This is a genomic window from Pseudomonas lalkuanensis, assembly GCF_008807375.1.
GTDB classification, from domain to species: domain Bacteria; phylum Pseudomonadota; class Gammaproteobacteria; order Pseudomonadales; family Pseudomonadaceae; genus Metapseudomonas; species Metapseudomonas lalkuanensis.
The window spans coordinates 4,412,587-4,423,941 of sequence record NZ_CP043311.1; the positions used below are offsets into that span (position 1 = coordinate 4,412,587).

Genomic DNA, 11,355 nt, shown 5'->3' on the forward strand with positions numbered 1-11,355 from the left:
GGCAGGAGCCCTGTGGGGGCGAATTCATTCGCCAGGCAGAACGAAGTTCTGCCGTAGGTTGGTGCTGAGGAACGAAGCCCAACATTTCCCTGCGCAGCTCCGTGCCATCAGCCGCTCTCCCGGAAGTAGGAAGGTGGCGGAGCTACTTACCGTATCCCTTCACCGCCTCCAGCCAGCTCAGCTCCAGACGGTTCTGCTCCACTTCCAGACCCTGTGCCTCCATCGCTTCACGGTGCTGGTCGATCTCGCGCACGTGATGGCTGAGGTCGGCGCTGTTGCCGTCCAGCTGGTGCATCTGGGTCAGGCCCAGGTGGTAGAAGCGCAGCAGCTTCATCGCCGCCGGATCACCCGCCGCCACCCCCGCCTTGACCTTGTGCATGACGTTGGTAACGCGCATCAGGCTGCGCTTGAGCTGCCAGCCGTAAACGGCCGGCGCCATCCAGGGACGCGGCCAGAGCTGGATGCGCACCACGGCGACGGTGATCGCCAGCCCGGCCAGCACACCGATCAGGTTCCAGCGGAAATTGTCGCCGCCGGGCGTGCCGAACACCTGCACGCAGAAGGTGGACATCAGCAGCGCCAGGGCGATGAAGATCGCCGCGACCACCAGGGTGATGCGGCGGGTCTGCTTGCGGTAGAGCTCGGGGCTCATGGGGCGGATTTCGAAGGACTCGCTCATCAGGCTTCTACCTGGCTCCACTGTTTGTTCAGGCGCTTGTCGGATACCGCCATCTTCGTGCCCAGTTGCTGGGCGAACAGCGAGACGCGGTATTCCTCCAGCATCCAGCGATAGAGCACCAGCTCCGGATCGCGCTTGCCTTCCTGGGCGTGCTTGGCCAGGCGGGCCTGGTATTGCTCCCAGTAGCCGGCCAGCTCGCCGGACCAGACGCGGTCGCGCTGCAGCTGGGCGGCGATCTTGTCGAAACGCTGCTCGATGGCCTTGAGGTAGCGCGGCAGTTCCTTCAGCCATTCCGCCGGGGTTTCGCGGACGAAGCCCGGATAGACCAGGTTGCCCAGCTGCGCCTTGATGTCGTTGAGCGCCACCGCCTGGGCCAGGTCGATGCGGCCCTTGAAGCGTTTCTGCAGGGCATGCCAGAGCTTGAGGATTTCCAGGGTCAGGCGCGCCAGGCGTTCGGCATGCTCGGCCCAGGCGCCGCGCTTCTTCTCGGCGAGCGAGGCCAGGGCCGCGCCGTCGCGGGGCAGGCTGGCTTCGCCGTCGAGGATGCAGCTGTCCAGGCTGGCCAGGAGAATGTCTTCCACCAGCGCATCGACGCGGCCCATGTCGCGATACAGCAGGCCCAGCTCGGTAAGGCCCGGCAACTTGCCGCGGAGGAACTTGGCGGTTTCCGCCAGTTGCTGCAGCAAGAGGCGCTGCAGGGCGCGACGGTGTTGCCAGTCAGCTTCGACCTGGGTCGGGAAGCGGCTTTCCTTGACGCTGCCACCCTCCTCCACCAGCGCGGGGTAGACGGTCATGGAAAGGCCGGCGACCTTCTGCTGGGTGCTTGAAGCCACCTGGGCGAAGCCCTTGGCCTCCACCGGCTTCTGCTCCTGCTGCGCCTGCGGAATGGCCAGGGCGGCCTGGCTGGCTTCGGCAAAGCGCGCGGTGATCTCGGCCAGGTCGCGTCCTTCGCCGAGGAACTTGCCACGGGCGTCCACCACCTCGAGGTTCATCTTCAGGTGGTTTTCCAGCTGCACGGCGGCCTCGACCCAGGCTTCTTCCGGCACGCGGGCGCCGGTCATGCGGGTGAGTTCGCGGCCCAGGGATTCAGGCAAAGAACCCTGGCCGAAGACAATCTTGTCCAGCGCCGCCTTCACGAAGTCCGGCACCGGTACGAAGTTCTTGCGGATGGCCTTGGGCAGGTTGCGCACCAGGGCGACGCACTTGGCCTCCAGCAGACCCGGCACCAGCCATTCCAGGCGCTCCGCCGGCAGTTGCGGCAGCAGCGGCGCCGGCACCCGCAGGGTCACGCCGTCACGCGGGTGGCCGGGTTCGAAGTGGTAGGTCAGCGGCAGCTGCAGCTCGCCCAGGCGCAGTTTGTCCGGGTACTGCGCGGCGGTGACTTCGCTGGCTTCACGGGCCAGCACGTCTTCCTCGCGCATGATCAGCAGGTTCGGGTTGTTCGCCCTTTCGCGCTCGTACCATTTCTCGAAGCTGGCGGTCTGGTAGATGTCCGCCGGCAGGCGCGCCGCGTAGTAGGCGAACAGGGTTTCCTCGTCGGCGAGGATGTCACGGCGGCGGGCCTTGGCTTCCAGTTCGTCGAGCTTCTCCAGCAACTGGCGGTTGGCGGCGAGGCACTTCGCCTTGCTGTGGATTTCGCCGCGTACCAGGCCTTCGCGGATGAACAGCTCACGGGAGACTTCCGGGTCCACCGGGCCATAGTGCACGGCGCGGCGGCCGACGATGATCAGGCCGTAGAGGGTGATCTGCTCGAAGGCCACGACCTGGCCACGACGCTTCTCCCAGTGCGGTTCCAGGTGATTCTTCTTCACCAGGTGACCGGCCAGGGGTTCCAGCCAGTCCGGCTCGATCTTCGCGACCATCCGCGCGAACAGCTTGGTGGTTTCCACCAGCTCGGCGGTCATCACCCACTGCGGGCGCTTCCTGGCGATGGCAGTGCCCGGATGGATCCAGAAGCGCCGCTGACGCGCGCCGAGGTAGTCGCCGTCCTCGGTCTTCTGGCCGATCTGGCTCAGCAGGCCGCAGAGGATCGCCTTGTGCACCTTGGCGTAATCGATGCTGCGCTCGGGGGCTTCACCCGCCTTGCCGGGCGCCGGCTGCGGACGTGGTTTGGCGTCTTTCTGTGGCTTGGCAGCTTCGGTGCTCTCGCCCTTGCCGGCCACGGGGAAGAGCTTCAGCTCGCGGCAGATCAGCACCAGTTGGCGGTGGGCGTCGCGCCATTCGCGCAGACGCAGGTAGTTTAGGAAATTCTTCCGACACCAGGTGCGCAGGGCGTTGGAACCCAGCGCCTGGCGCTGTTCTTCGAAACCGCGCCAGAGGTTGATCAGCGCGGCGAAATCGGAATCCACATCCTTCCATTGCGCGTGCGCCTGGTCGGCGGCCTGCTGGCGTTCGATCGGCCGTTCACGCGGGTCCTGCACCGACAGCGCGGCGGTGATCACCAGCACTTCGTCCAGGCTGCCCTGGCGAGCCCCTTCCAGCACCATGCGCCCCAGGCGCGGGTCGATGGGCAGGCGCGCCAACTGGCGACCGATGGGGGTGAGCTGGCTCTCGCGATTCACCGCCGAAAGCTCCTGCAGCAGGGTGAAGCCGTCCTTGATCGCCTTGCCGTCCGGCGGCTCGATGAAGGGGAAGGCTTCGATATCGCCCAGGCGCAGGTGGAGCATCTGCAGGATCACCGCCGCGAGGTTGGTACGCAGGATCTCCGGATCGGTAAAGGTCGGGCGGGAAAGGAAATCCTCCTCGCTGTAGAGGCGTACGCAGATGCCGGGCTCGACCCGGCCGCAACGGCCCTTGCGCTGGTTGGCGCTGGCCTGGGACACCGCTTCCACCGGCAGGCGCTGAACCTTGGCGCGGTAGCTGTAGCGGCTGATGCGCGCGGTGCCGCTGTCGATCACATAGCGGATGCCCGGCACCGTCAGCGAGGTTTCCGCGACGTTGGTGGAAAGCACGATCTTGCGGCCCGGCATGGGCTGGAAGATCTTCTGCTGCTCGGCGGGCGTCAGGCGCGCGTACAGCGGCAGCACTTCGGTGTGCTTGAGTTGAGCCTTGCGCAGCACTTCGGCGCAGTCGCGGATTTCCCGCTCGCCAGGGAGAAACACCAGCACGTCGCCGGGGCGCTTGCCCACTTCGCGTTCATGCGCGGCGATCTCGTCCAGGGCACGGAGGATGCCCTGGTCCACGGACAGGTCGTCGAACAGCGCCTCGCCATCCTCGTCCACCTCGGCGGCCAGCGGCCGGTACCAGGTTTCCACCGGGTAGGTGCGGCCGGACACCTCGATGATCGGCGCATCGCCGAAATGTTTCGAAAAGCGCTCCAGGTCGATGGTGGCCGAGGTGATGATCAACTTGAGGTCGGGCCGGCGCGGCAGCAGGGTCTTGAGGTAGCCGAGGAGGAAGTCGATGTTCAGGCTGCGCTCGTGGGCCTCGTCGACGATGATGGTGTCGTAGCGTTCGAGGAAGCGGTCGTGCTGGGTTTCGGCCAGCAGGATGCCGTCGGTCATCAGCTTGATCAGGCTGCGTTCGTTGGACTGGTCCTCGAAGCGCACCTGGTAGCCCACCAGCTCGCCCAGGGGGCTGCCGATTTCCTCGGCCACCCGCGTGGCGACGCTGCGTGCCGCCAGCCGGCGCGGCTGGGTATGGCCGATCAGGCCGTGGGTGCCGCGACCGATCTCCAGGCAGATCTTCGGCAACTGGGTGGTCTTGCCCGAACCGGTTTCGCCGGCGATCACCAGCACCTGGTGCTTTTCCAGGGCCGCCTTGATCTCGTCGCGCTTGGCCGCGATGGGCAGGGCATCGTCGTAGCGCATTACCGGCACGCTGGCACGCCGCGCCTCCGCCCGCGACACCGAGGCCTGGAAGCGCTCGGCCCACTGCGCCAGCTTGGTGGCATCCGGCTGCTTGCGCAGTTCATGGAGCTGCCGGCGCAGGCGATGGCGGTCGGCGCCCATGGCCTGGTCGAGGCGTTGCAGGAGTTGTTCGGGGCTGGGGGATTGCTCGCTCATCGGTTCCGCTGATTCTGCTGTCGTTTTCGGCAAGGGCGGAATTGTCGCAGATTTCCCCCGGCGCGGGCTTGGACCTGTAGGGGCGAATTCATTCGCCCCTACAGGTGAACCGCCCCATCAGCGCCGTAGACCGCCTGAAACGACAAGGCCCCGCGAGTGCGGGGCCTTGTCTGGTGGTTCGGCGGGATCAGGCCTGGGCCTTCTCCTGCTTCGCCTTGAGCTTCTTCAGCTCTTCGTCACGCAGTTCGCGGCGCAGGATCTTGCCGACGTTGGTGGTCGGCAGCGCTTCACGGAACTCGATGGCGCGCGGCACCTTGTAGCCGGTGACGTTGCTGCGCATGTGCTCCAACACCTGCTCCTTGGTCAGGCTGACGCCAGGCTTGGCCACCACGAACATCTTGATCGCCTCGCCGGACTTCTCGTCCGGCACGCCGATGGCGGCGCACTGCAGCACGCCCGGCAGGGTCGCCAGCACGTCTTCCAGTTCGTTCGGGTACACGTTGAAGCCCGACACCAGGATCATGTCCTTCTTGCGGTCGACGATGCGCATGAAGCCGTCGTCCTGGATCACCGCGATGTCACCGGTCTTCAGCCAGCCGTCGGCATCGAGGATTTCGTCGGTGGCTTCCTGGCGCTGCCAGTAGCCCTTCATTACCTGCGGGCCCTTCACGCACAGCTCGCCGGGCGCGCCCAGGCCGACGTCCTTGCCCTCTTCGTCCACCACCTTGCACTGGGTGGACGGGACCGGGATGCCGATGGTGCCGATCTGGATGCTCTGGAAGGGGTTCACCGATACCACCGGGCTGGTCTCGGTCATGCCGTAGCCTTCGCTGATGGCGCAACCGGTGACCTGCTTCCAGCGCTCGGCGGTGGCCAGTTGCAGGGCCATGCCGCCGGACAGGGTCAGCTTCAGGGCGGAGAAGTCCAGCTTGCGGAAGTCCTCGTTGTTGCACAGGGCGACGAAGAGGGTGTTCAGGCCGACGAAGCCGGTGAACCTGTACTTCGACAGTTCCCTGGTCATGGCCGGCAGGTCGCGCGGGTTGGAAATGAGGATGTTGTGGTTGCCGGTCAGCATCATCGCCATGCAATGGAAGGTGAAGGCGTAGATGTGATAGAGCGGCAGCGGGGTGATCAGGATCTCGCAACCGTCGTTCAGGTTGGCGCCCATCAGCGCCTTGCACTGCAGCATGTTGGCGATCAGGTTGCGGTGGGTCAGCATCGCGCCCTTGGCCACGCCAGTGGTGCCGCCGGTGTATTGCAGCACGGCGATGTCGCCGCTCTGCGGGCTGACTTCGCGGACGGCGCGGCCACGGCCCTTGGCCAGGGCATCGTTGAGCTTGACCGCCTGGGGCAGGCTGAACGGCGGCACCATCTTCTTCACGTGCTTGATCACGGCGTTGACCAGCAGGCGCTTGAAGGCCGGCAGCAGGTCGCCGACTTCGGTGACGATCACGTGCTTCACGCCGGTGCGGGGCAGCACTTCCTCGGCCAGGTGGGCCATGTTGGCCAGGCAGACCAGCGCCTTGGCGCCGGCGTCGTTGAACTGGTGCTCCATTTCCCGCGCGGTGTACAGCGGGTTGGTGTTGACCACGATCAGGCCGGCACGCATGGCGCCGAAGACCACTACCGGGTATTGCAGGATGTTCGGCAGCTGCACGGCGATGCGATCGCCGGGCTTGAGGTCGGTGTGATTCTGCAGGTAGGCGGCGAAGGCACCGGAAAGTTCGTAGAGCTCACCGTAGGTGAGGGTCTTGCCCAGGTTGCTGAATGCGGGCTTGTCGGCAAAGCGTTGGCAGGACTCCTTCAATACCGCCTGGACGTTGGGGTATTGGTCGGCGTTGATCTCGGCAGGAACGCCCGCTGGATATTTGTCCTTCCAGAAGTTTTCGGTCATGGAGGCCCACTCCTAAGCAACAGCTGATTTCACTGTCCTCCAAGGGACAGTTGTTTGTTGTGTTCTGTGCGATTGTGCGCCCGAACGGGCAAAAAAACGCGCCGAGAGTAGCAGCTTTAAAACAGGCTCACCAGCACCAAACCAGCCCCAATCAGTCAAAATAATGACCGAAAGCCTCAGCATCGGTCACTTTTGGAGTCCGAGCTCTAAAATGCCGACAAACGGCGTAGACCGGGGCTTTCGCGGGTGCTGAGGGTGATGCCGGCAGGGGATGCGAGTCGCGGGAGGGGGAAAAGCGAGGGCAGGACGGCGGACCGCCCTGCCCTTTCCGGTCAGGCGATGTCGCGCAGCTCGCGACGCAGGATCTTGCCCACCGGAGTCATCGGCAGGGCGTCCTTGAGCACGATGTGCTTGGGCACCTTGTAGCCGGTGAAGTTTTCCTTGCAGTAGGCCTTCAGCTCCTCGACGCTGACGCCGCCCTCGCGCGGCACCACGAAGAGCTTCACCGCCTCGCCGGACTTCTCGTCCGGCACGCCGATGGCCGCGCAGTTGGCCACCTTCGGGTGAGCCATCACCACGTCCTCGATCTCGTTCGGGTAGACGTTGAAGCCGGAGACGATGATCAGGTCCTTCTTGCGATCGACTATGCGCACGAAGCCGTCGGGATCGATGACGGCGATGTCGCCGGTCTTCAGCCACCCCTCGGCATCCAGCACCTCGGCGGTCGCTTCAGGGCGCTGCCAGTAACCTTTCATTACCTGCGGCCCCTTGATGCACAGCTCGCCACGTTCGCCCAGGGGCAGTTCGTTGCCTGCGTCGTCGATGGTCTTGAAGGCGGTGCCCGGTACCGGGATGCCCACGGTGCCGAGGCGCGCCAGGTTGCCATAGGGGTTGGTGCTGGCCACCGGCGAGGTTTCGGTCAGGCCGTAGCCTTCCACCACCGAGCAACCGGTGAGGGACTGCCAGCGCTCGGCGGTGGCCTTGACCAGCGCGGTACCGCCGGAATTGGTGACCTTCAGGTTGGAGAAGTCGAGGTTCTTGAATTCGGGGTGGTCCATCAGCGCCACGAACAGGGTGTTCAGGCCCAGCAGCGCGGAGAAGCGCCACTTCTTCAGCTCCTTGATGAAGCCGCCGATATCGCGCGGATTGGTGATGAGGATGTTGTGGTTGCCGTTGACCATCATGCACATGCAGTTCGCGGTGAATGCATAGATGTGGTACAGCGGCAGCGGCGCAATCATGATCTCCTGGCCCTGCTTCATCAGCGGCGAACCATCCGGGCCGAGCTGCGACAGGCAGGCGTCCACCTGCTGCATATTGGCCACCAGGTTGCCGTGGGTCAGCATCGCGCCCTTGGCAACGCCCGTGGTGCCGCCGGTGTACTGCAGCACGGCGATGTCTTCCAGGCCCACGCGCACTGGTTTCAGCGCATGGCCCTGCCCCTGCTTCAGCACGTCCTTGAAGTGGACCGCCTGGGGCAGGTGGTAGTCGGGGACCATCTTCTTCAGCGACTTCACCACGGTATTGACCAGCCAGCCCTTCAGGCTCGGCAGCAGGTCGCCCATGCGCGCTTCGATCAGGTATTCGATCTCGGTATCGGGAAGCACCTCTTCGACCAGCTTGCCGAACAGGTTGATGTAGACCAGCGCGCGCACCCCGGCGTCCTTGAACTGGTGACGCATCTCGCGGGCGGTATACAGCGGGTTGGTGTTGACCACGATGAGCCCGGCGCGCAGGGCGCCGAACACGGCGATCGGGTATTGCAGGACGTTGGGCATCTGTACGGCGATGCGGTCGCCGGGCGCAAGATCGGTGTTTTTCTGCAGGTAGGCGGCGAAGGCGGCGGACAGGCGATCCAGCTCGGCGTAGGTCAGGGTCACGCCCAGGTTGCTGAAGGCGGGACGGTCGGCGAATTTCTTGCAGGATCGCTCGAACACCTCGATCACTGACTTGTAGGCGGCCAGATCGATTTGGTTGGGCACGCCGGCCGGGCGTTTGTCGCTCCAGAAATCAGGTTGCATTGTTCTTATCCTCTAAGCCCTGAAATTGTCTGGCCCGCGCTGCGGGACTGCCCGGAACTTAGCAGCTCCCCGGCGTAGCGCAAATACTCCGGAACACGTCATTGACGATGTGAATCTTGCCGCTCAAGCCGTGCGCCCTGCAGAACCCGTCGGTCACGCTCGGACGCTTTGCGCCACTCCCGCGCCCGTGCACAATGCGCCGATTCCCCGGCAAAAGGATCGGCCATGCGCCACGATGCCTTCTGGCTCGACGCCAGCGATGCAGTGCCCCTGTACGTCAACCACTGGTCCGGCGAAACCCCGCCGAGGGCGGTGGTCATGCTCTCCCACGGCATGGCCGAACATGGCGGCCGCTATGCGCGACTGGGCGAGGCGCTGGTGGCCGCCGGCTTCGAGCTTTACGCACTGGACCAGCGCGGCCACGGCCGCAGCGCCGAGCATGGCGTCCTCGGCCAGTACGCTGCAGATGACGGCTGGAACAAGGTCATCGGAGACCTGGCCAGCCTCAACCACCATATCCGCCAGCAACACCCGCAGGCGCCCATATTCCTGCTGGGCCACAGCATGGGCAGCTACATCGGCCAGGCCTACCTGATGCAGCACAGCTCCAGCCTGCAGGGCGCCATCCTGTCCGGCTCCAACTACCAGCCGGTGGCGCTGTACAAGGTGGCCGCACTGGTGGCCCGCTTCGAGCGCTGGCGCCAGGGCAAGGAAGGCCGCAGCGCGCTGATCGAGTTCCTCTCGTTCGGCTCCTTCAACAAGGCCTTCAAGCCCAACCGCACGGCCTTCGACTGGCTGAGCCGCGATCCGGCGGAAGTGGACAAGTACGTGGGCGACCCGCTCTGCGGCTTCCGCTGCACCAACCAGTTGTGGCTCGACCTGCTCGGCGGGCTTCAGAACATCACCCCGCCCAAGCACCTGGCGCAGATCGACCCCGACTTGCCGCTGCTGGTGATCGGCGGCGAGCGCGACCCGGTCAGCGAAGGCCGCCGCCTGCAGGATCTGGCCCAGGCGTTGCGCCGGGCCGGCATCAGGGACGTGCAACTGAACATCTACCCCGACGCCCGCCACGAGCTGCTCAACGAGAGCAACCGCGACGAGGTGACCAACGACCTGATCGACTGGCTGGAACAGGCCCTCGCCCACAGCCGGCATCACCCAACGCAAGCCAAGGAGACCGCATGAGCCAGGTAACCAACTTCACTTACGACGCCCTGGAAGTCGGCCAGAAAGCCACCTTCTCCACCACCGTCGAAGAGCGTCACATCCAGCTATTCGCCGCCGTCTCCGGCGACCGCAACCCGGTGCACCTGGACGCTGAATACGCCGCCACCACCCTGTTCAAGGAGCGCATCGCCCATGGCATGTTCACCGGCGCCCTGATCAGCGCGGCCATCGCCTGCGAAATGCCCGGCCCGGGCAGTATTTACCTTGGCCAGCAGCTCAAGTTCACCCGTCCGGTGAAGCTGGGCGACACCCTGACCGTGGAACTGGAAATCCTCGAGAAGCTGCCGAAGAACCGTGTGCGCATCGCGACCCGTGTGTTCAACCAGAACTCCGACCAGGTGGTGGATGGCGAAGCCGAAGTACTGGCGCCCAAGCAGCAGCTCTCCGTGGAATTGCCGGAACTGCCGCCGATCACCATCGGCTGATTGCGCTGGACACGAAAAAGCCCGGATCGAATCCGGGCTTTTTTGTTGGGCATTCGTCTGCCCTCACCCCACCCCTCTCCCGCTTGCGGGAGAGGGGGCAGTCATCCGCTTTTCCTGTAGGGGCGAATTCATTCGCCCCTACAGGACGCAGTCCTGCCGCAGGTTGGTCCGGGGAACGAGGCCCAACAAGCTTTGCACGCTCCCTGTGGGAGCGAATTCATTCGCGAAGACCGCCCCGCCCTACTCCTCCACCGTCACACTGGCCGTCATGCCAGCACTGAGCTGAACATCATCCGGCACCTTGTCCAGTTTGATCCGCACCGGGATCCGCTGGGCCAGGCGCACCCAGTTGAAGGTCGGCTCGACGTTCGCCAGCAACTGGGTATCGGGAATCGCGTTGCGGTCGGTGATGCCGCGGCTGATGCTTTCCACCTTGCCGGCGAGCGGTTCGCCCGCGCTCATCAGCCAGACCTTCACCGGCGCGCCGACCTTGATGCGCGGCAGTTTGGTTTCCTCGAAATAGGCCTGGACGTAGAAGGAGCCATCGTCCACCAGCGCCATCACCGGCTGGCCGGCGCCGACGTAGTTGCCCTGGGCCAGGCGCAGGTTGGTCACCTGGCCATTGCGGGGCGCGCGCAGTTCGCTGCGGGCCAGGTTCAGCTCGGCCACCTTCACTTCCGCCTGGGCCTCGCGGAACTCGGCGCGGGCCACTTCGGCGGTGATCAGGGCGTTCTCGCGCAGTTCCGCGCTGATGGCCTGGGGCCCCAGGTGCTCGCGGCGGGACGCCTCGTGTTCACGCAGGCGCAACTGGTGCTGGCGAGTGTCGGCCACCGCGCGAGCCTTCTCCAGGGCTGCCTGGTAGCGCTCGCGGTCGATGCTCAGCAACAGGTCGCCCGCCTTCACCTGCTGGTTGTCCTGGACCTTGAGTTCCATGACCCAGCCGGATACGTCCGGCGATATCACCACCACATCGGCACGCACCCGCGCATCGCGGGTCCAGGGCGCAAGCATGTAGTGCTGCCAGAGACCATAGCCGGCCACCAGGGCCACCACGACCAGGGTGAGGGTTACCAGCACGCGTAACATCGAACGCATCATTCTCTCC

General features: G+C 65.1%; 7 protein-coding genes. 2 read left to right on the plus strand and 5 right to left on the minus strand.

The window, feature by feature from the left end:
• Window positions 1-142 precede the first annotated feature (142 nt).
• The 4 genes from FXN65_RS20495 to fadD2 form a co-directional block, all read right to left on the minus strand.
• A complete protein-coding gene (locus FXN65_RS20495; RefSeq protein ID WP_151135846.1) occupies window positions 143-679 on the minus strand; it encodes a DUF3087 domain-containing protein in 537 nt (178 codons plus the stop codon).
• Complete coding sequence (gene hrpA, locus FXN65_RS20500; protein ID WP_151135848.1) at window positions 679-4,683, minus strand: ATP-dependent RNA helicase HrpA; 4,005 nt, start codon at window positions 4,681-4,683, stop codon at window positions 679-681. The genes FXN65_RS20495 and hrpA overlap by 1 nt, the downstream gene beginning before the upstream one ends.
• Before the next feature lie 187 nt (window positions 4,684-4,870).
• The gene (gene fadD1, locus FXN65_RS20505; protein ID WP_151135850.1) at window positions 4,871-6,577 is read right to left on the minus strand and encodes a long-chain-fatty-acid--CoA ligase FadD1; all 1,707 of its coding nucleotides are present in this window, start codon (window positions 6,575-6,577) and stop codon (window positions 4,871-4,873) included.
• A gap of 332 nt (window positions 6,578-6,909) precedes the next feature.
• The gene (gene fadD2 / locus FXN65_RS20510; protein WP_151135852.1) at window positions 6,910-8,598 is read right to left on the minus strand and encodes a long-chain-fatty-acid--CoA ligase FadD2; all 1,689 of its coding nucleotides are present in this window, start codon (window positions 8,596-8,598) and stop codon (window positions 6,910-6,912) included.
• Window positions 8,599-8,823: 225 nt separating this feature from the next.
• Here fadD2 and FXN65_RS20515 point away from each other — a divergent pair, with 225 nt between their 5' ends.
• Window positions 8,824-9,783, plus strand: a complete 960-nt coding sequence (locus FXN65_RS20515) for an alpha/beta hydrolase (RefSeq protein ID WP_151135854.1) — start codon at window positions 8,824-8,826, stop codon at window positions 9,781-9,783.
• Window positions 9,780-10,250, plus strand: a complete 471-nt coding sequence (locus FXN65_RS20520) for a MaoC family dehydratase (RefSeq protein ID WP_151135856.1) — start codon at window positions 9,780-9,782, stop codon at window positions 10,248-10,250. Before FXN65_RS20515 ends, FXN65_RS20520 begins: the two co-directional genes overlap by 4 nt.
• 240 nt (window positions 10,251-10,490) lie before the next feature.
• On the opposite strand, the gene FXN65_RS20525 is transcribed toward FXN65_RS20520, so the two are convergent.
• Window positions 10,491-11,345 (minus strand): efflux RND transporter periplasmic adaptor subunit, encoded by an 855-nt coding sequence (locus FXN65_RS20525; RefSeq protein ID WP_151135858.1) that lies wholly within the window; start codon window positions 11,343-11,345, stop codon window positions 10,491-10,493.
• Window positions 11,346-11,355 lie beyond the last annotated feature (10 nt).